The 20,386-nt window shown below is 36.3% G+C and carries 17 protein-coding genes and 1 other RNA gene; 10 read left to right on the forward strand and 8 right to left on the reverse strand.

What is annotated here, in order from left to right:
• Positions 1-23: 23 nt before the first annotated feature.
• Complete coding sequence (locus tag LB454_RS04040; protein ID WP_224463340.1) at positions 24-1,571, reverse strand: hypothetical protein; 1,548 nt, start codon at positions 1,569-1,571, stop codon at positions 24-26.
• A gap of 37 nt (positions 1,572-1,608) precedes the next feature.
• A complete protein-coding gene (locus tag LB454_RS04045) occupies positions 1,609-2,652 on the reverse strand; it encodes a glutaminyl-peptide cyclotransferase (protein ID WP_224463341.1) in 1,044 nt (347 codons plus the stop codon).
• A gap of 87 nt (positions 2,653-2,739) precedes the next feature.
• On the opposite strand from LB454_RS04045, the gene ffs reads away from it, so the two are divergent.
• From ffs to fsa, 3 genes are all read left to right on the forward strand, one after another.
• Positions 2,740-2,838: signal recognition particle sRNA small type (gene ffs / locus LB454_RS04050), an RNA gene on the forward strand.
• Between the two features lie 71 nt (positions 2,839-2,909).
• Entirely contained in the window at positions 2,910-3,713 is an 804-nt protein-coding gene (locus tag LB454_RS04055) for an SDR family oxidoreductase (RefSeq protein ID WP_224463342.1), read from the forward strand.
• Positions 3,714-3,736: 23 nt separating this feature from the next.
• Positions 3,737-4,390: a fructose-6-phosphate aldolase gene (fsa, locus tag LB454_RS04060; RefSeq protein ID WP_224463343.1), complete on the forward strand. Its 654-nt coding sequence runs from the start codon at positions 3,737-3,739 to the stop codon at positions 4,388-4,390.
• A gap of 139 nt (positions 4,391-4,529) precedes the next feature.
• On the opposite strand, the gene LB454_RS04065 is transcribed toward fsa, so the two are convergent.
• Positions 4,530-5,549, reverse strand: a complete 1,020-nt coding sequence (locus LB454_RS04065; RefSeq protein WP_224463344.1) for a threonine aldolase family protein — start codon at positions 5,547-5,549, stop codon at positions 4,530-4,532.
• A gap of 82 nt (positions 5,550-5,631) precedes the next feature.
• On the opposite strand from LB454_RS04065, the gene prfB reads away from it, so the two are divergent.
• From prfB to LB454_RS04080, 3 genes are all read left to right on the forward strand, one after another.
• Positions 5,632-6,739, forward strand: a protein-coding gene (prfB, locus tag LB454_RS04070; RefSeq protein ID WP_224463345.1) for a peptide chain release factor 2 whose coding sequence is annotated in 2 segments (ribosomal slippage) — positions 5,632-5,694 and positions 5,696-6,739 — 1,107 coding nt in all. Because the reading frame shifts where the segments join, the coding sequence is not laid out codon by codon here.
• Positions 6,736-7,077, forward strand: a complete 342-nt coding sequence (arsC, locus tag LB454_RS04075; protein WP_224463346.1) for an arsenate reductase (glutaredoxin) — start codon at positions 6,736-6,738, stop codon at positions 7,075-7,077. Before prfB ends, arsC begins: the two co-directional genes overlap by 4 nt.
• A 54-nt stretch (positions 7,078-7,131) precedes the next feature.
• The gene (locus LB454_RS04080; protein ID WP_224463347.1) at positions 7,132-8,112 is read left to right on the forward strand and encodes a PCIF1 family methyltransferase; all 981 of its coding nucleotides are present in this window, start codon (positions 7,132-7,134) and stop codon (positions 8,110-8,112) included.
• 192 nt (positions 8,113-8,304) lie between these two features.
• Here LB454_RS04080 and fumC read toward each other — a convergent pair whose 3' ends face one another.
• The gene (gene fumC, locus LB454_RS04085; RefSeq protein WP_224463348.1) at positions 8,305-9,699 is read right to left on the reverse strand and encodes a class II fumarate hydratase; all 1,395 of its coding nucleotides are present in this window, start codon (positions 9,697-9,699) and stop codon (positions 8,305-8,307) included.
• A 141-nt stretch (positions 9,700-9,840) separates the two neighbouring features.
• Between fumC and LB454_RS04090 the strand changes: the two genes are divergently transcribed.
• Positions 9,841-10,008, forward strand: coding sequence for a hypothetical protein (locus LB454_RS04090; protein WP_224463349.1), 168 nt, complete (start codon positions 9,841-9,843; stop codon positions 10,006-10,008).
• A gap of 80 nt (positions 10,009-10,088) precedes the next feature.
• Here LB454_RS04090 and LB454_RS04095 read toward each other — a convergent pair whose 3' ends face one another.
• Positions 10,089-12,563, reverse strand: coding sequence for a TonB-dependent receptor domain-containing protein (locus LB454_RS04095; protein WP_224463350.1), 2,475 nt, complete (start codon positions 12,561-12,563; stop codon positions 10,089-10,091).
• Positions 12,564-12,744: 181 nt separating this feature from the next.
• On the opposite strand from LB454_RS04095, the gene LB454_RS04100 reads away from it, so the two are divergent.
• On the forward strand, positions 12,745-14,850 hold the full coding sequence (locus LB454_RS04100; protein WP_224463351.1) for a DUF349 domain-containing protein: 2,106 nt from the start codon (positions 12,745-12,747) through the stop codon (positions 14,848-14,850).
• Positions 14,850-15,518 carry a class I SAM-dependent methyltransferase gene (locus LB454_RS04105; RefSeq protein ID WP_224463352.1) on the forward strand — a complete coding sequence of 223 codons (669 nt, stop codon included), beginning with the start codon at positions 14,850-14,852 and terminating at the stop codon, positions 15,516-15,518. The genes LB454_RS04100 and LB454_RS04105 overlap by 1 nt, the downstream gene beginning before the upstream one ends.
• 6 nt (positions 15,519-15,524) lie before the next feature.
• Here LB454_RS04105 and LB454_RS04110 read toward each other — a convergent pair whose 3' ends face one another.
• The 3 genes from LB454_RS04110 to LB454_RS04120 form a co-directional block, all read right to left on the reverse strand.
• Positions 15,525-16,886 carry a tetratricopeptide repeat protein gene (locus LB454_RS04110; RefSeq protein WP_224463353.1) on the reverse strand — a complete coding sequence of 454 codons (1,362 nt, stop codon included), beginning with the start codon at positions 16,884-16,886 and terminating at the stop codon, positions 15,525-15,527.
• Positions 16,887-16,965: 79 nt separating this feature from the next.
• Complete coding sequence (locus LB454_RS04115) at positions 16,966-18,162, reverse strand: aspartate aminotransferase family protein (RefSeq protein WP_224463354.1); 1,197 nt, start codon at positions 18,160-18,162, stop codon at positions 16,966-16,968.
• The gene (locus LB454_RS04120; RefSeq protein WP_224463355.1) at positions 18,152-19,855 is read right to left on the reverse strand and encodes an OstA-like protein; all 1,704 of its coding nucleotides are present in this window, start codon (positions 19,853-19,855) and stop codon (positions 18,152-18,154) included. Before LB454_RS04120 ends, LB454_RS04115 begins: the two co-directional genes overlap by 11 nt.
• A gap of 135 nt (positions 19,856-19,990) precedes the next feature.
• On the opposite strand from LB454_RS04120, the gene LB454_RS04125 reads away from it, so the two are divergent.
• On the forward strand, positions 19,991-20,380 hold the full coding sequence (locus tag LB454_RS04125; RefSeq protein ID WP_224463356.1) for a hypothetical protein: 390 nt from the start codon (positions 19,991-19,993) through the stop codon (positions 20,378-20,380).
• Positions 20,381-20,386: the final 6 nt, after the last annotated feature.

The raw sequence follows: 20,386 nt of genomic DNA on the forward strand, positions 1-20,386 counted from the left end.
TTTTGTGTACAAAAGCGATTTTTTTATTTTTCAAATTGAATACTTTGATAAGCTCCCATATCTGGATTTTGAGTTCTGTCTCTTCCCAAAATATCCAAAGGTACCTCACTGGCTGTAGTCGGATTACCAGCTCCACTTGCAGGAGAGTCATTGCTAATAATCATTTGATTTTCCTGTTCATTCAAAAATAGTGGTGTTTCATTCAGAATCATATTTTCAAATAAAGTGGAATTTTCAAAATTATATAACTCGTTTTCTACGAATTGATTATTAATGTCGTTGAATCGCAATAGGCAGTTTTCAAATTTGTAATTGAAGGCAGCTTCATCCACCTGGTTGAAAAGCAATTCAATGTTTTCATTTCCGTAAATGATACAATTACTAAAATTAGCCTCAATCAAATCAGCTATAAACAAAGTCTCTCCAGACTCCAGGTTATTTTCAATTAATACAGAAGGGAATTGCCTGAATCCATTTTGCCAATAATTAGCAAATGTGGAGTGTCTAAAATTATATCGACCACCGAGTGAAAGATTTAGAGAGGCCTGACCACTATTATTGATGACCACATTTTCTCCATCTATAAAACCTGTTCTTGCTAGTAAACCTAAATTTGCTGAATTATAAATTTGTGTGTTTTTCAATCTCAATGTAGGTTGACCAGTCCCGTCATTGGAATCCATCAAAATTCCAACAGTTGAATTCTTAATGGTCACATGATCAAAAATATGATTGGTACTTCCTTCTGTCAGCCAGATGGCAGCCCATTGTCCTGGAGTTTCAGAAAATGCGGGTTCCAGTCTGTCACCTTCAAATATAATTTCATTTTCCATGAGTTCAGGATCATTACTCAATCCACCTATGGCTTGAACGGATGCTCCATTTGCAGCAATAATGCCACTGTTATCATGAAAATGAATGCGTGCTCCTGCTTCTATAGACAGAGTTTCTCCAGAAGGCACTCCAGCGAAGCCATAAATAACGTAGGGTTTTTCGTTTGTAAACCTTAGATGTTCCTGGTCTAAAACAAAACCGTCAATTCGAATTTCTTCTCCTTCAGCGTCCAAGCCCAAACTCAAGGTTTCCGTAGATCCATCTTCAAACCGATCTGGAAACAAAAAATGAGCATCTTGTACTAAAGTTACCAATTCAACCTGCTGCATATTTATATCTGAATCAAAATTAATCTGATCAGTATATAAAAATGATAAATCATTTTGACTCAGTTCCTGAATATCTGCAGTAACTTCTACAAAAACGAAAATGCTGTCTTTAGCCAGTATATTAATGTCATTTACTGTTTTGCCAGCAACTCCATCGACATTCAGTCTAAAGTTTGAGTTCTCGCCTTGCCCAAGTTGAATGGAAGGTATTCGTATATCTTGATCACCTCTGTTATAAACCTTAAAACTATAGGTACTCGAACCAGTATTTGTAAACACAGTATCCAGGTATAGAGTATCTTGAGAGAATTCAAGTCTGCCAGAACTTGGTTCTAGTTCAAAATCGTCTCTACAAGATGTGATTGAAAGTAAAGCTATTACCGAAATGATAAAGAAAAGTTGCTTCATAAAATTGTATTAAAAGTCAAACGCTTAAGTACTGATTTTATTTTTCTATGAGATTCACTTCGAAAAGTTGATTCCAATTTTTTCCAGTCACAAAGAGTCTTTTGGAGGATGCATGATAAGCAATTCCATTAAGCACATCCAGCCTTGAGTGTTGTTTTACTTTGTCTCGAAGTCCTCTAAAATCAACCACACCTTCTACTCCACCAGTTTTGGGATTGATGATGACTACCCCATCTTTTTGGTAGGTATTGGCATAAATTTTACCATCTACCCACTCAAGTTCATTAACCTGATTCAAAACTGCTTTATTGGTAGTAGGCTGGATAAAAGAGACCTCTTCCAGACTTTCCGCATCCAACATCCATATTTTATCCGTGCCATCGCTTTTGTACAACTGCTCTCCATCATTACAGAGCCCCCAACCTTCTTTACTTTCAGAATAAGCGAATTTATTGAGCAATTCCATAGATTCGAGATCGTAAACCAAACCTTCCTGAGATTGCCAGGTCAGCTGATAAATTTTATCGTTCAGAATCGTCAAACCTTCACCAAAATAGAATTGATCTAGTTCTACTTTTTTAAGAACTTCGCCAGTTTCATAATCTACTTTTCGAAGGGTAGATTCTCCGCGTTGACCCGTGCTTTCGTATAAGGTATCCCCATGGAATTCCAACCCCTGGGTATAAGCCAATATATCATGAGGATAAGTATTCACGATTTCGTAAGTGTATAATTTTGGTTTTTCACTATTTAGAATTTTAATCTTTTCAGAGATTTTTACAGTTTCACCATTAACTTCCAGAGTGACTTGTAACTCATGATTCCCAAGTTTTAATTCAGAAACATCTATCGTGAATTTTTCTGATAGTTGAATTGGTGTAACTTGATCTTGAAGTTTGATTTCTATTGAATTAACCTCGTGGTCCTTTAAAGCTTTTACGCTGCCACTTAGGATTTCAGAATTGGATAATGTTTTAGATTTATTTTCTAACTGAATTTTAAAATCTTTAGATAAATCCTCATCACATGAGTAAAAGGCAAGCGTTAAAAATATGACTGCCAATGACTTAAAAATTCGCATAAATTTATTTTTAAAATATGGAGTAAAAATAGGGAATTAGAACAGAAAACAACTTGTTGACTTTAAATAAGATTGTATATTTGCAGTCGGCAAGTCCTACACAACCAGCTCCTGTCGAATCCCCCAGGGCGGGAACGCAGCAAGGGTAGATGGTCGTAGCGGTGTGATGTAGGTCGCTTGCCTTTTTTTATTCCCAAAACTTTCCTCATTTTTTTCTTAAGCCTATAAGTTGGATATTTGCCCAAATTCAAAATTCAATGCAAAATATCGTTTTGATTACTGGTGCGTCATCAGGAATTGGAAAATCTATAGGAGAATATCTCGCCACATTCGATTACAAAGTTTACGGAACTAGCAGACATCCTAAACATGAAGAGCTTAATGGCATTCATTTTCTTCAATTAGATGTCACCGACTTAAAGAGTGTAGAAAACGCTATCCAAACCCTCATCACCAAGGAAGGCAAAATAGATTTTTTGATCAATAATGCTGGCGCAGGCATAACAGGACCGCTTGAAGAAATTCCAGAAATCGAACAGAAAAAGATATTCGAGACCAATTATTTTGGCCCTTTGAGAGTCATTAATACTGTTTTACCACATATGAGGTCAAAAAAATCTGGGTTCATTATAAATGTGACCTCCATTGCCGGCTATATGGGATTACCTTTTAGAGGATTTTATTCTGCGACTAAAGGAGCCTTAGAACTCACTACAGAAGCCTACCGAATGGAGCTAAAGGCATTCGGAATCAAAATGTGCAATGTTGCTCCCGGTGATTTTGCTACCAATATCGCTGCAGGCAGGTACCACGCACCTATTGAAGAAAATTCTCCATATAAAGACGTTTATGAAAAAAGCTTAAAGCTAATGGACGCACATGTCGATCACGGCAAAGATCCAGATCTCATGGCCAAAAGCGTACATGCAATTATGCAAAAATCCAATCCAAAAATTCATTATAAAGTCGGTGATTTCACTCAAAAAATGTCAGTCTTTTTAAAACATATCCTACCCGATAAAGTTTTTGAAAACCTTCTCCTTAAACACTATAAACTGTAAATTTGTAACTAAAACACATTCATATGAAATTTTTTATTGACACAGCTAATATCGACCAAATCAAGGAAGCTCAGGACCTTGGAATCCTTGATGGCGTAACCACCAACCCATCCTTGATGGCAAAAGAAGGCATTACCGGGGAGGAAAATATTAAGAAACACTATATCAAAATTTGTGAAATCGTTGACGGCGACGTGAGTGCCGAAGTGATTTCAACTGATTTTGAAGGCATCATTAAAGAAGGTGAAGCCTTAGCAGAACTTCACGATCAAATCGTTGTGAAAGTTCCCATGATCAAAGAAGGTGTAAAGGCCATCAAATATTTTTCAGAGAAAGGAATTCGCACCAATTGTACTTTAGTTTTTTCTGTAGGCCAGGCTCTTCTTGCTGCTAAAGCTGGAGCAACTTATGTTTCTCCATTTATTGGAAGGCTGGATGACATTTCTACAGATGGGTTGAATTTAATTGAGGAAATCAGATTGGTGTATGATAACTACATGTTCGAAACTCAGATTTTGGCAGCTTCTGTAAGACATACTATGCATGTGATTGACTGTGCAAAACTTGGTGCTGATGTGATGACTGGACCATTATCGTCTATCGAGGGACTTTTAAAACATCCATTAACCGACAGTGGATTGGAAAAATTCTTAGCAGATTATAATAAGAATAACTAATCGTTTAGAACTTCTGAAATTATGGCTTAGGGATTGAAGCGGAAATCCTGCACCCCCAAAGCATTGGGGGGAAGCATTGCAGCGAAAAGCCCGACCCCTCGCCAAAGCATTGGGAGGGGTAAGCCCCAAGCTATAATTCCTAAAGAGACTTTAAGGTTTTCAGGAAGTATTCGTGCTGTTCTTCTGTGTAATCTAAATGGGTGACGAGTCGCATTTTGCCATTGCCCATATTGCTTATTCTGATCCCTTTTTCTTCGAGATCTCTCATAAATTTAATTTCATCGAGATGAGGCTGCAAGTAGAAAATTACAATATTGGTTTCCACATGATCTACGGCTTTGATAAGTGGATGATCGGTTAAGGTTTTTTCTATAGCCTTAGCTCTTTCGTGATCTTCATTCAATCTATCCACGTGGTGATGCAAAGCATAGTAGGCACCCGCAGCCATATAACCAACTTGTCTCATGCCTCCTCCTAGCACTTTGCGGATACGGATAGCGTTTTTCATAAGGTCGTCGTTCCCCATTAAAACAGTACCCATAGGCGCACCAAGACCTTTGGACAAACAAAGCGAAATGGTATCGAACTCTTTCCCAAAGTCTTTTGGATCGTGGTTATTGGCCACTATAGCGTTGTAAAGTCGTGCGCCGTCCAGATGTAATCCAAGACCATGTTTGTCGCAAACCGTTCTAATAGAACGAATGGTTTCCAAATCGTAACAGGCTCCGCCACCTTTGTTGGTCGTATTTTCCAAACAGACCAAAGAAGTCAATGGACTGTGATAAAAATCCGGGGGGTTAATTGCTTCTTCTACAAGGTCTGCGGTGATTTTACCTTTATCACCGTCAACCAGTTTACATGACACTCCACTATTGAAGGAAACTCCGCCACCTTCATAATTATATACATGAGCCCATTTATCACAGATCAATTGTTCTCCAGGCTGGGTATGAAGTTTTATAGCTGCCTGATTGGACATAGACCCCGTAGGAAAATACAAGGCTGCATCCATCCCAAATAAATCTGCCAGGTAGGTTTCCAGCTGATTAACCGAAGGGTCTTCTTTATATACATCATCGCCAACTTCTGCATTCATCATGTATTTCAGCATGTCTTTAGTCGGTCTTGTAACCGTATCACTTCTTAAATCAATTTTCATCCAGGTACTTTTTATTCGAAAATAAACATAATTAGATTGATGACGCAGAAGATAATTTTTAAATTTGAACAAAATTACGATCATGATCAATTCTGAATCTATCAAGACTATAAATAAGCGTATCACTTCCTTAAACCAATATCTTTGACTTAGATGCCAAGCGCGTAAAAGTCACCAACGAAGAAGAAAAAACATTTGCTCCGGACTTCTGGGACAAACCTCAACAAGCCCAAAAGCTGATGCAGGCCATCAATGATGAGAAGCAATGGATCAAAAGCTTTGATGAAGCCAAGCAAAAAGTTGAAGACCTCAATGTTTTATTCGAATTTTATGAGGATGGTGACGTCTCTGAAGAGGAAATCAAAGAGAAACACGATGAAGCTCTCGAACTTATTGAAGATTTAGAATTCAAGAATATGCTTTCTGAAGAAAGCGATCCCCTCACGGCCATCTTACAAATCACAGCTGGTGCTGGCGGAACTGAAAGTTGCGACTGGGCCGAAATGCTGATGAGAATGTACGTCATGTGGGCAGAGCGTAAAGGTTTCAAAATAAGGGAACTCAACCACCAATCGGGTGATGTCGCCGGCATAAAAACGGTGACTTTGGAAATTGAAGGCGATTACGCATTTGGCTGGTTGAAAGGTGAAAACGGCGTGCATCGCCTGGTGAGAATCTCTCCATTTGACAGTAATGCCAAGCGACACACTTCTTTTGCCTCGGTTTACGTTTATCCTTTGGTAGACGATACGATCGAAATTGATATCAACCCCTCAGATATTGGCTGGGATTTTGCCAGATCTGGAGGTGCCGGTGGCCAAAATGTGAACAAAGTAGAAACTAAAGCTATTTTGACACATCATCCCAGTGGCATTGTGATACATAATTCTGAAACGCGATCTCAACTCGAAAACAGAGAAAAAGCTATGAAAATGTTGAAGTCTCAGCTTTATGAAATTGAGCTTCAAAAACAACAGGCTGCCAGAACTGAAATTGAATCTGAAAAGAAAAGTATAGAGTGGGGCTCGCAAATTCGTAACTATGTCATGCATCCTTATAAACTAGTGAAGGACGTAAGAACTGGGCATGAAAGTGGCAATGTAGAAGATGTGATGAATGGACATATTGACTCCTTTTTGAAAACTTTCCTCATGAGCAGTGGACAGAAAAAAGAAACAGATACCTTATGATAAAGATATACCACAACCCGAGATGTAAAAAATCCAGAGAAGGCTTGGCCATTTTGGAAGAATCTGGAAAAGATTTTAAAATTATTAAATACTTAGACGAAGTACCTTCCAAAGATGAAATTAAATCTATTCTTGATCAACTTGGAATTTCTCCAATAGACCTTGTGAGAACACAAGAAAAAATCTGGAAAGAGAGCTATAAAGGTAAAACGCTGACAAACTCAGAACTGATTGAAGCACTTCATGAGCATCCAAAATTAATCGAGCGCCCTATTGTTATAAATAACAATAAAGCTGTTATTGGTAGACCACCAGAAAATATTAAAGAAATCCTTTAATAATAATTAAGCCAAAGGGTCTTTGTAATTTAAAAGATCTTTAAAAAACACTACATGAATTTTATCGACATACATTCAGAAGTAAAAGATGAATACCAACATTGGGCATTGAGCCAAAAAATACTTGAAGATGTTTTTCAATATCTTTCTGTAAAAGGAGACAGAGCTCAAGTAAAAGCTGGACTTGAAAACACACTAATGAATTTACAGCCAAGTCATGACATTTATGGCCAGGATTTATTTTTAAAGATTGACTACGATAGCATTAAATCTGGTTTTGAATATGCTAATTTAATACTGAATGAGATTGAAGCGCAGCATTGTTTTCAGTTGATCCAAGATGCAGCAAAAACTTACTTTGAGACTATAGAAACTCCATCATCTGGAAAAATTAATGCTGAATATTTTGAGATAGGAGATTATAAATTGAAACGTAATCAATATATCGATAAGGCTTTTCATTTTGTAGAAACTGCATCTGATGAAGCTATAGCCATGAATGCCATTTTAAGATCTGCTTTAAGGTATGGTTCAATTTATGCAGAAACCCGACACATTGGTCCGCCTCAAAAAGTTTATGATTTATTTTACGACTGGGGCGTTAGAAATGAAGGTTTTGCTTCACCTTTTAATGCAAGACTACTAGGTAAACCAGAAGCCCAATTCTACAGTTTATTCAAAGATACCGACGAAACTTTTGGAAGTGCAGGGAGTTTTTTCAATCTAGATCAGCCAGAAAATCCCGGGCATTGGTGCCTTGATCCTCCATTCACCACCGAAATCATGTCGAAAGTTGATGTCATCTTGAAAGAGTGGCTTTCAACCTATAAAGAACTTAGTTTTTTATTGATCATTCCTGAAAGCCATACACCAGAAAACCAACCTGATGAAACTGTAACTTTAAAAAAAGACATTCATTATTACGAAGGTTTGGAAGGAGTGTTAAAACCTCTTCCCGTCAATGTGTGTATCCACAGGTATGGAAAACTAGATGGCTTTTCTGCGGAAGCTATTCTTGATGGTTATTCAAAATAAAAGAGCTGTCACAAAACCCATTTTTCGTCTTTATGAACCCGCCTAACTGCGCAAAACAGGTAGGTTTACTTCAGAATCTAAAATAATTGATTACCAATTTATATTTAGATCTTGAAACTCCCGAAACATCGGGAAAAGGTGACAATTTATTGTTTTGTGACAACTCTTCCTTTAAATCATAGAGGTTTAAAATTATTTAGAATTTGTCATGTCTTCTGGTCTTACCCATTTGTCAAATTCCTCTTCGGTAGTGTAGCCTAAATTAACCGCCTCTTCTCTCAAAGTAGTTCCATTTTTATGAGCAGTATTGGCAATCTCAGCAGCTTTGTAATAACCGATTTTCGTATTTAAGGCGGTAACCAGCATTAGTGAATTTCTCAATAATTCATCGATTCGTTCCTGATTGGGTTCAATCCCAGCCGCACAATTTTCATCAAAAGATACGCAGGCATCCCCAATCAATTGAGCAGACTGTAATAGATTGGCCGCCATAACAGGTTTGAATACATTCAATTCAAACTGACCCTGCATGCCTCCAACTCCAACAGCTACGTCATTACCCATAACCTGAGCGCAAACCATGGTTAAAGCTTCGCATTGTGTTGGATTGACTTTTCCGGGCATGATGGAAGAACCTGGTTCATTGGCTGGGATGGTGATTTCTCCAATACCACTTCGTGGTCCGGAAGACAACATTCTGATGTCATTCCCAATTTTGTTAAGAGATACAGCAAGTTGTTTTAAAGCACCATGAGTTTCAACTAAAGCATCGTGAGCGGCAAGCGCTTCAAACTTATTTTCAGCAGATACAAAAGGTAGTTTGGTAAATTCAGCAATATAAGCTGAAACTTTTTCGGCGTAGCCCTCTGGGGTGTTTAAACCTGTCCCTACCGCAGTTCCTCCAAGCGCTAATTCATGAAGGTGAGGAAGTGTGTTTTCTAAAGCCTTAAGTCCGTGATTCAACTGAGACACATATCCACTAAACTCTTGTCCAAGCGTTAACGGTGTGGCATCCATGAAATGAGTTCTTCCAATTTTCACTACATCTTTGAAGGCTTCAGCTTTGTTCTGAAGTTGGTCTCTAAGCTGTGATACCCCGGGAATCGTAACTTCTACAATTTTTTTGTAAATCGCAATATGCATTCCAGTTGGAAACGTGTCGTTGGAAGATTGAGACTTGTTGACATCGTCATTTGGTGATACGAATTTATCTCCTTTTCCCAATTCATGACCTTGCAGCTGGTGAATTCTGTTAGAAATCACTTCGTTCACATTCATATTACTCTGAGTTCCAGAGCCTGTTTGCCAGATTACTAAAGGAAACTGATCATCGTGTTGACCCTCCAATATCTCATCACATACCTTAGCAATTAAATCTCTTTTTTCTTCTTCAAGAACACCTAATTCTGCATTAGTATACGCTGCTGCTTTCTTCAGATAAGCGAAGCCATAGATAATTTCTAAAGGCATAGAGCCTTGTGGCCCGATTTTAAAATTATTTCTCGATCGCTCCGTCTGTGCTGCCCAAAGTTTGTCTGATGGCACTTGGACTTCGCCTATGGTATCTTTTTCTATTCTGTAGGACATAGTATGATTTTTTTGTTTGTCAAATTTAAGAAATATTAAGTTGAGTAGCCTTTAAGATTCAATTTCTAGAGAATTATTTTGATGAATTGTGAGCGTGTATTTCAATGTTTATTTATCTTTGCGTAAACAAAATTTATTCCGATGTTCGAATTTGATCAATATTTAGGGTTTTTACTTTTTTTACTCATTTTAACCATAGGGTTTTGGTTATTGATTTTCTTAACGGCGATTATACCCTATTGGATTGGAGGGTCTTTAATAGAAAGGCTGAAAGAAATCAAGGAAGGTAAAAAGAAGAAAGACGACTAAATCAATTTATATTATTCAACAAAAAAGGCAGGAAATCTATAGATTTCCTGCCTTTTTTGTTGGTTATAGTTCAACTAAGTTTATTGTGCACCACCGAATTCACCACCGCCATCATCGTCATCACCTCCTCGACGGTTCTGCTCTCTTTTTTGTTGATTAAACCTATACACAACAGTAGCAGTAACTTGCCTTACTCTCCATTGAAAAGAGCTGTCTCGTATAAAATTATCTGCTATTGTGAATTGATCTCTTCTTCTAGAATTAAATAAATCTCTAACATTTAAAGAAACTGTCAAACTTTCATTTTCTAAAAAATCTTTACTCAATCCCATATCTACAGAAGCAATAGGATCAGTCTCTGTTTGAGCGTTTACCCTTGGACCTCTGTAAAAAGCATTGGTCTGCCATTGTATCTTTCCGGGCAGAATTATGTTTGAGCTAAATCTTCCAAAATAACTTTCATTGGTTGCTCCAAATGGTGTGCCCTCGAAATCACCTTCACTTTCGAATCTGAAATAATTAAAACTTAAGTTGGTTCTTAGCCATTTTGCCGGGTTATAGAGCACACCTACTTCAGCACCATAGCGTTCTTCTGTAGCTAGATTAATTGGAATATTTTCAATAATTGGTATATTATCTTCATCGGTTCTTCTGCCTGTATCTCTTTCGATTCTTTCAAATGCATCAGTTTCTCTTTGATAATAAACTGAACCTGTTAGCGTAAGTTTTTCCCAGCGCTTTAAGTATCCTAAATCAAAAGCATTTGCAAAGGATGGATCTAAATCTGGATTACCTTGAAATACATTAATTCTACTGGACTGAGATGGAAATGGATTCAAAAACCAACTTCTTGGTCTATTGATTCTCCTGTTGTATCCTAAAGTTACATTTTCATCTTCGCCTAATTCATAAACCAAATTTACAGTTGGAAAAAATCCACCAAAGTTTTTATCAAAATCAAGTACATCTAAAACATCTGGAGATGAAACATCGTTAGGAAAAAGTGGAGTGGTATTACCTTTTAATTGAGTTTGCTCATATCTCAATCCGAGCAAATAAGAAAAATCACCAATTTTGTCACCGTATTGAGTGTAAACTGCAGTAACATTCTGTTGAAAATCAAAATCACTGGAGACATTTGCATCTGGTGATATTTCTCCGGTATCAACATCAAGGCGTTCGACTAGAAAACTTTGAGACTGGTCAGAATAATCACCTCTAAAACCTGCTTCAAATTGCGCATCGCCCATAGGTCTTACATAATCTGCTTGAATCAAATAACTGTCTTCAATCTCTGATTCAAAATTATCTTGAAAAGCGACTTCAGCATTATTAATAACAACATTTTCATCGATTAAAGAGGGCTTAATCTCATCTTTTCTGGAATATTGTATGTCTGCTGTCAACTTGTGATCACGGTTATCTTTATCAAAGCGCTTTTCATAATTCATTGCAAATTGATAACGTTCGTCTTCTTCAATTTCCTCTTCAATTCTTAAAGTCCGACTGTCCAGCTCTCCTCTATCAAATCGTTGATTAAAGTTGGTAGTAACATCTCTATCATCACCAATTCTTCCAAAAAAACTAGCAGTCACCGATGACATATCATCGATAAAATATTCTACTCCTGAATTTATATTTAAATTCTGTCCGGTTCTGTCATAACGCCTGTCTTCCAATACTCTATCAAAAGTTGAATTTGAAGATTCTCTATATTCTGTGTCAAATAATGCATTACCAGGCCTGTTTCTGTCTGTGTAACCTACACTTGTAAAAATATTGAAATTGTCAGATCTTAAATTTAAATCTGCAAAGGCCCCAGAATTTTTTGGATCACCTAAGGTTCCTCTAAAAGAGCCATTAAACCCAAGTGTTTTTTCACGTTTTAAGATAATATTGATGATTCCTGCAGAACCCTCAGCATCATACCTAGCCGAAGGACTCGTAATTACTTCTACCGATTCTATAGCATCGGCTGGAAGCTGCTGAAAGACATCCTGATCTCCAAAACCTGCTACAGATGAAGGCTTACCATTAATAAGAATTCTAACATTATCATTACCACGTAGACTTATAGCACCATCAATATCTACTGTAACCGAAGGAACATTTCCCAGTGCTTCACTTACAGTCCCTCCAGAGGTAGTTAAATCTTTTCCTACATTGTAAATCTTTTTGTCCAATCTCACATCTACTTGAGTGGTTTCAGCAACTACTGTAACCTCATCCAGATCATCTGCTTTAGCACCAAGTTTTATAGTCCCTAGATCTGTGTCTTTATCTATAGTGAAATTATTCATTTTCTTCACTTCAAAAGAAATATATTCGATTTCTAAATTGTAAGTCCCTTTTTCAAGTTCTATTGAAAAAACTCCGTCACGATTTGTCACACCACCATTTACTACACCACCGTCTTCTGGACTTCTAGCTGAAACTGAAGCATATTCCAAAGGAAAATCTTGAGAGGCATCTATCACTTTTCCAGTCAATTCATACTTCTGCGCAAATCCCACAACAGGTAAAAATGCAAGTATGATCAATATCTTTTTATACACAAGTTTTGGTTTTTAGTTCGGTTATAGGACTTATTGATGTAAATACAGTTTAATCTGTTGCCGTTAAAGTTGAGTTAACACTTTTAAAGCCGATTTATAGACGAATTTTATTCAATTTTTTGTGAGGTAGCTTGGTAGTTGTTATCTTTCAACGAATTTACGAACCTTAACATTGAAAGACATGTCAGAACAGAACGATCCTAAGGATATAAATGAAGAAAACGTCTCCAAACCAGTTGAAGACACTTCAAAGCAGAATTCTATTGAAAAAACTCCTAAAGATGAAAAAACATCTAAATCAACTGAAGCAAATTTAGAAGAGGAGAGAAATGAAAGTGAAACTTCAACTACATCGAAAGAAGCTTCAGATATAGAAAAAAAAGACGAAAAAGCTATCTCTAAAACCGATGAAGCTGTCACCAATGAGGCTTCAGGAGAATCTGCAGAAAAAGAAGAAAGTTCTGATGAAGCAGAGGAAAATTCTAAAGAAAATGGAGAATCAAAAGACCAGGATATTGATGAAGCCAATGCTGAAGACAGCGAAGATAAAGATGTAGCGAGAAGACATGAAATAGAAATGAAAGATTACCATGCCATGTCCCTGGATGAGCTAGTGCTTGAGCTGGAGAATTTGGTAAAAAAAGAGAAGGTTCAATCTATAAAAGATCACGTTAACAATATTAAAATTGAATTTGATAAAAAGTTCAATGATATAGTAGAAGAAAAGAAAGAAGAGTTTATTGCCGACGGCGGCAATATTATAGACTTTCACTATTCTTCACCAGTGAAGAAAAACTTTAATAGCATCTATTTTGATTATCGTGAAAAAAGAGACCAGCATTATTCTCAACTGAAGAAAAACCTGAGCTCTAACCTTAAGACTCGACTTGGAATTATAGAAGAGTTAAAAAATATGATCGGCTCTGGAGAAAGCATGAATTCTAGTTTTAAACAGTTCAAAGAACTGCAGGAACGCTGGAAAAATGCAGGACCAGTTCCAAGAAGTGATTATAATACAGTATGGAATAATTACCATCACCATATAGAGCGATTTTATGATTTCTTACATCTGGACAGGGAGTTTAGGGATATGGATTTCAAATACAATCTGGACCAGAAACTGAAAATCATTAATCGTGCAGAAGAACTGACTCAGGAAGAAGACGTCAACAGGGCTTTTCGGGAGTTACAATTACTTCACAAAATGTGGAAGGAAGAGCTGGGTCCTGTAGCAAGAGAATTTAGAGATGAAATCTGGGAGAAATTTAGTGAAGCTACCAAGCAGATTCATGACAAACGCCAGGCTTACTTTGAGAAACTCGATGAAAAGCGAGAAGAAAACCTTAAAGTAAAGCTTGATATTATCGAGCAAATTCAGAAGCTCACAGAGAGTAAAATCACTCAGCATAAGGATGCACAAGAACGCATCAAAAATGTAAATAAACTTCGAGATTTGTTTTTTAGGGCAGGAAGCGTACCAAAACAAAAACAAGATGCTACCTGGGATGCTTTCAGAAAAGCGACAAGAGAATTCAATAGAAATAAAAATGATTTCTATAAAGAATTAAAAGCCGAACAGTACGAGAATTTAGAGAAAAAGAAAGCGCTCATAAAAATAGCAGAAGAACACAAGGATAGTGATGATTTTAAAAGCACTACTCCGCTCATGAAGAAAATCCAAAACGACTGGAAAAAAATTGGTCACGTTCCAAGAAAAGATTCTGATAAAATCTGGAAGCAATTCAAAGCTGCTTGCAATCATTATTTTGATAGATTTCACGCCAATAAAAACGATGAGAGCAATGAAGAAATGCAGGCTTTCAATCAAAAACGAGAACTCATTCAAAAACTGAAAGATGAAACTATAAGTGAAAACGAGGAAAATACAGTTAAACTCGTCAAATCTTATATCTCAAAATGGAATGAAATAGGAATGGTTCCTGCAAATAAGCGTTATGTTGAAAATAAATTCAACAGAGCTTTGGATCAAATCTTTAAGCAGATTGACATCAGTAAGACGGACGCCGAATTGATGAAGTACCAAAACAGACTTCAAAATCTGGAAGAAGCAGATGATTCTCAACGTATCTATAAAGAACAAACCTTTTTGAGGAAAAAAATAGATGAAACCAAGTCAGAATTACAACAGCTAGAAAACAATCTTCAATTTTTCTCTGAAGACAATAGAGAGAATCCTCTGGTAAAAGAGGTGTATAAAAACATGGACAAATTGAAAGAAGATCTTGAGATGTGGAAAACCAAACTACGGAAAATTAAAGAGTTGTAGTGAATTTCAATAAACCTGAGTCACATTATTATTGTCCGTTATGCGAAAGCATAGCGGATTATTTTTGCTCTATAGGTAAGCATGGCAGAGATTACTATAAATGTAAACGCTGCTCTTCTGTGTTTTTACATCCTAAAAGCTTCATAGACGTATCCTCAGAAAAATCTAGATATGAAGAACATAATAATGATGTTACAGATCCAAGATATCAAAACTTTGTAAGTCCTATTACAGAGGCCATTGCGAATCATTTTTTTGAAGATTCTGATGGTCTAGATTATGGTTGTGGCACTGGACCCGTAGCTTCGGTAGTGCTAGAGCAAAAGGGTTTTAAAAAGATAGCATTGTACGATCCTTTTTTTCAACCTGATGAGAAAGTGCTGGACAACACCTATGACTTTATTATCTGCTGTGAAGTTATGGAGCACTTTTATGGTCCTAAAGATGAATTTTTAAGATTGAGAAAACTATTAAGACCTACGGGTAAATTATTCTGTAAAACGAGTATTTTAAAAGACCATGCTAGCGAAGATTATTTCAAAGACTGGTGGTACAATAATGATCCCACTCACGTCTTTTTTTACACACCCAGCACTTTGAAATACATTGCCGAACAATTTAATTTCAGCAACGTCACAATAGACCCAAAACTAATTACTTTCGGCTAAAAAGGATTAGCCTAAAGTATAATTGGGAAATAAATCATTCATGATAAAACTATAATTGGGATCTAGGAATGTAGCTTTTTCGAAATGTTTTCTGGACTTTTCTAGTTCTCCAAGTTCAAAATAGACCCCTGCATATCTGTATTCCAGTTCTGCAAAATCTGAAAAGAAATCTTCAGCATGTTTCAAAGTTTGGAGAGCATCCTTATAATGCTTTAGCTCTATAAGTATATCCAAACGAGTGATCCACGTTTCTAATTCGTAATTACCTAATTCTAAACTTTTCTTGAAGCCAAAAGCAGAATCCTTTATGTTATCTAATTCCAAATTGATAATCGCAAAATGTTTCCAGTACAGTACATTTTCTTCATCAATATTGATGGCCTTATTGATGTAATAAAGTGCTTTTTTGTAATCTTTTATTTTGACATGATAATCTGAAAGGGCTAACCATACTTTATCCAAAAGTGGATCCTCGTGTAAAGCTTTTTTATAATGCTTCAGTGCTTTTTCTGGATCGTTCAACTTTAAGAAACATTTTCCTATTCTTAAATAAGCAAAAGCAGTAGGATCATCTATTTGAAGTGTTAAGGTATAACATTCAATAGCGTCTTTATATCTTTTTAAGCGCTCAAGCACCTTTCCTTTTTCAAGATAGGCACCTATAAAGTATTCATCTGAAATAATAGCATAATCAAAAGCTTCTAAGGCTTTATCATATCTCTTTTTCTCAAAATACAATTTGCCTAGTTGATGCCACGCAACTTCGCAATAAGGTTGGCGGTCTAGAAAGCTTTTTAAAAACTGTACAGCTTCTTCATTTTGATTTAAAAAATCAAAACAATAAATGATATTATAAAGTGCAGTATAATCATTTTCATCATTCTCCAAACATTGGATATAACTCTCCTTTGCATTCTCAAAATCTTCCAGAAATAAATACTCCATACCCATAATGCTATGAATTTCGATGAGATCATCTGCGAAATTTAGAGCTTCTTTTAGGGTCTCAATAGCATCCATATGTAAGTCCTGCTTGGAATAAATATTCGCTATCAATATATATATTTCCTCATTGTTAGGTTCTAAAGATTTCAAATCTTCAAGTAAATCCATAGCTTTTTCAAACTTATCTTCAAAAGTAAAAAGCTCAGCTTTCATCAAAAGTAAATTGACTGATTTTGGATGTTGATCTAAAGCAAGTTTAAGGGCTTTCTTGGCCAAAGCAAGACGACCACTATCGATATAATGACCGATAATGTTTTCAAATTCCGCAGCATCAAAAAATAAAACTTCGTTGGTTTTTAACATCATTTCAAATTTCTCTATCGGGAAGTCGAAGTCTTCGTGGTGAGAGGATCCTAATTGCATATAAAATGATTTAATTTTAGGTTAAGATAAACGTCTTTTTTCAATACTGAGTGAGATTTTTGAAAATGTTTTCCACAAGTTATTCACCATTTGCGGAGTCAGAATATGTATCGAGTATATCAATTATGATGCCACAGCCTAAAGCAATTTCTTGTTCTGAAATAGTCAGCGGTGGTGAAATTCTCACTGCTTGTTTTTCATATAGCAGCCAAAACAAAATAAGTCCTTTGTCTTTTGCTCTCATTACAACTCGATTGGCAATATCTGCATTTTTAAATATAGGGGCTAGCATCAACCCTTTTCCTCTTACTTCTAAAATAAGCTTATGCTGGAGCAATTTTCTGAACAGTCGCTCTTTTAGCTCAACTTCCTTTATAATGGAGGAGGTGGTTAAAACTTCTAAAGTTGCTTTACAAGCTGCTGCTATGACTGGATTACCTCCAAAAGTTGTAATATGACCTAATTTTGGTTTATCACTTAACAAGCTCATTAAAGCTTTAGATGCCGTGAAGGCTCCAACTGGCAATCCTGAAGCCATGGCTTTACCAATTACCAAGATATCTGGAACCACATCAAAATGTTCAAATCCAAAGAGCTTACCTGTTCTTCCAAATCCAGGTTGGATTTCGTCTAAAATCAATAACGCGCCTACTTCTTCGCACCTCTGCTTCACTTTTTTCAAGTAATCTTTGTTGGGAAGGATAAACCCTGCACCACCCTGAATTGTTTCTAAAATGACAGCTGCCGTTGACTTTGTAATGACACTAAGGCAGGTATCCACGTTAAATCTTATATGAGTAATATCGCCTACCAAGGGGCGGAATGGCGCGATGCGCTCTTCATAATCCATCAAGCTGAGTGCTCCATAGGAATTCCCATGATAACAATTTTTGGCAGCGATAATTTGACTCCTTCCTGTCGCCCTTCTCGCTAGCTTCATTGCCCCGTCTATTGCCTCAGTTCCACTATTTACTAGATATGTTTGTGAAAGTGGTTCTGGTAAGTATTTAGCCAGTAATTTGGTAAACTCAACGGCTGGGGATTGAATGTACTCGCCATAAACCATGACGTGCATGTATTTATCAAGTTGAGCTTTTACAGCACTTATTACGGCTGGGGGTCTGTGTCCTAAACCACAAGCAGACACTCCCGCCACAAAATCCAGATATCGATTACCGTCTGTAGAATAAATGAAAGAGCCTTCTGCATAACTTACCTCCATACCTAGAGGATGTGGAGTAGTTTGCGCCTGATAATTTATAAAATCACTGTTCATTACTTGGCTGTATAGCTTTCAATTTCGGAGATTTCTTAGGTACTTTTGGAACTTCATCTTCCTGAGTTGGTCTTAAAGTCGAATCCTTAAGTGTGGAATTTGTATTGAGTGTTCGCATGCCCTCAAAAAAATCGTCATAAATTTCCGGATCTTCGATTCCTTTGATTTTGGGCAAAATGATACTGTCTCGTCCTTTAAATAAATCTGCTTTTTCTAATAACCTTTCATCTCCACGCCAATTGAAATTCTTGAGTTTTTTTTCATTTTCGGGAAACTGAGAACTTGGGTATGTGTCGGAATCTACACTAGTGTAATAAATCACATCTACAATTTCTTGATCTTCAAACAAAATTTTGATCTTTGCGGACAAGGATTTATTAATCCCAATCAGTTCTCCGTCATCTCCTCGCACATAGAAAAGAGATTCTGTATTTTTGATAACATCCACTTCATAAATCTCATTGTCTTCAAAAAGACCGTAAAGTTCCTTTCCTTTTATTTGATTGTATCCTTCTATAGTGTCCTTTTGTATCATAAATGAATTGAAAAAAACTTTCAAAGAATCGAGTTCATCAGTTTCCGTATCACTTATTAGATGAATGGTATCTCCAGTAATTTGACTTTCTCCTGACCATAAAATTGGTTGACGAATCAACTGGGTAAGCCCGGTTCTTTCATTACTATGAATGGAATCTGCTTTTCCACTCAGGTCAGACTTATAAATTCTTGCATCATAAAATGCGTTTATATTCCTGTCTTCTACTTCACCAGTCACCATCAATGTATCACTAGCTATATAGACAGAGTCTTTTTCTTGTTTTATAGCTGCCAGTGGGTTTTTTGTGATGAAAAGCGAATCTTTCATTCGGAAAACTTCTGCATAATGCCCAGTAATCAAAGATTGGTTAATAGTGTCTGTAATTTTTATATTATTAGTTGCTGATGCAAAACCAGTAGGTCTATCAAAATAAATGCTATCGCCTTCCAGCTTTCGGTTTTCGTAATCCACTTTAGAATTTTTTACAAAAAAACCATTGTCTTTTCTGGTATCGTAAAACCCACGTTCACAATACACCACACTGGTTTCGCTCGTAATTGTTGAAGGTCCGTACAAATAAGCGTGCCCCTGTTCTGAATAAAAATCTAAAAATTCTGTATCAATATCATATTCTGGATTTCTCACCTTCACATTTTGCCTAAAAGAAAATTTTTCCTGATTCATGAAATATCTCCCTCTGATGCTTGTAATCGTGGATGCAGAATCTTGAACTTTGCCTCCTGTTCTATAAAATGCTTCCTGCTTTACTCTATTAAAAAATAAAGAATCTGTAGTCAATTTATTACTTGGGGTGGTCAATACCACATCTTCACTGGCAAAAGCAAATTGCGTGTTGCCATTATATTCTGCATATTTACTCGTCATATTTACAGTATCCCCCTGCTTCATCCTTACATTCCCGTATGCTTTAAAAAAACTATCAGTTTGATAGAAAATAGCACGGTCGCACCATACTTCGATACCTTCATGAATAAAATAAACCTGGTTTTGGACTTTTTGCAGAATCGTAGCGTCTGGATATTTCTCTTCATCTACACGAGTTCTGTCACTGGTATAGTCTATTTTTTTACCTTCTTGAGCAAACAATGCAGAGGTAGAAAAGGTAAAGCAAATGAATAGGAGGAGATATTTCAAATTAATACAATTTAGTGTAAAATTAATCAATTCCAGTCTGGTCTCATTTTTTTAAATAAAAATTTACATATAAACTTTAGTAAATCTTAAGTAATCCATCTTGTAGAATTGAATTGCTTACTCTAAGTTTGTTATATGAAAATATTGGTCACATATACTTTAACATTAGTGTTGAGTCTTCAGGCTTTTGGATTGTGTGCTTCCAACGTGATCAAATTTTCTAACCTTTTAGATCATTATAATTTTCATAGTACAGAAAAAGAAAATTCATTTTTAGAATTTATCGATTTACATTATGGCATTCAAAAAGATGCTCATGAAAACGAACACAATGAGCATGATGATCTTCCTTACCCAGACCATCATCTTCTTCAGCATAATTTTATTTCAGAATTTGATTCTGTATTTAATTTAGACTCCCCTCAAGACAACAAAGAACCAAGGCATAACTTCAGCTATAAGGCTTTGTTTATTACCCTGTATCAAATTGAAATCTTACATCCTCCGAAGCAAGAGTTGATTTAATATATC

The sequence above is a fragment of the Psychroflexus montanilacus genome, assembly GCF_020164535.1.
GTDB classification, from domain to species: domain Bacteria; phylum Bacteroidota; class Bacteroidia; order Flavobacteriales; family Flavobacteriaceae; genus Psychroflexus; species Psychroflexus montanilacus.

Bases quoted from the DNA above. Each gene is read 5' to 3' on its own strand.
- LB454_RS04040 (WP_224463340.1), bottom strand. From the start codon at position 1,571: ATGAAGCAACTTTTCTTTATCATTTCGGTAATAGCTTTACTTTCAATC.
- LB454_RS04045 (WP_224463341.1), bottom strand. From the start codon at position 2,652: ATGCGAATTTTTAAGTCATTGGCAGTCATATTTTTAACGCTTGCCTTT.
- LB454_RS04055 (WP_224463342.1), top strand. From the start codon at position 2,910: ATGCAAAATATCGTTTTGATTACTGGTGCGTCATCAGGAATTGGAAAA.
- fsa (WP_224463343.1), top strand. From the start codon at position 3,737: ATGAAATTTTTTATTGACACAGCTAATATCGACCAAATCAAGGAAGCT.
- LB454_RS04065 (WP_224463344.1), bottom strand. From the start codon at position 5,549: ATGAAAATTGATTTAAGAAGTGATACGGTTACAAGACCGACTAAAGAC.
- arsC (WP_224463346.1), top strand. From the start codon at position 6,736: ATGATAAAGATATACCACAACCCGAGATGTAAAAAATCCAGAGAAGGC.
- LB454_RS04080 (WP_224463347.1), top strand. From the start codon at position 7,132: ATGAATTTTATCGACATACATTCAGAAGTAAAAGATGAATACCAACAT.
- fumC (WP_224463348.1), bottom strand. From the start codon at position 9,699: ATGTCCTACAGAATAGAAAAAGATACCATAGGCGAAGTCCAAGTGCCA.
- LB454_RS04090 (WP_224463349.1), top strand. From the start codon at position 9,841: ATGTTCGAATTTGATCAATATTTAGGGTTTTTACTTTTTTTACTCATT.
- LB454_RS04100 (WP_224463351.1), top strand. From the start codon at position 12,745: ATGTCAGAACAGAACGATCCTAAGGATATAAATGAAGAAAACGTCTCC.
- LB454_RS04110 (WP_224463353.1), bottom strand. From the start codon at position 16,886: ATGCAATTAGGATCCTCTCACCACGAAGACTTCGACTTCCCGATAGAG.
- LB454_RS04115 (WP_224463354.1), bottom strand. From the start codon at position 18,162: ATGAACAGTGATTTTATAAATTATCAGGCGCAAACTACTCCACATCCT.
- LB454_RS04125 (WP_224463356.1), top strand. From the start codon at position 19,991: ATGAAAATATTGGTCACATATACTTTAACATTAGTGTTGAGTCTTCAG.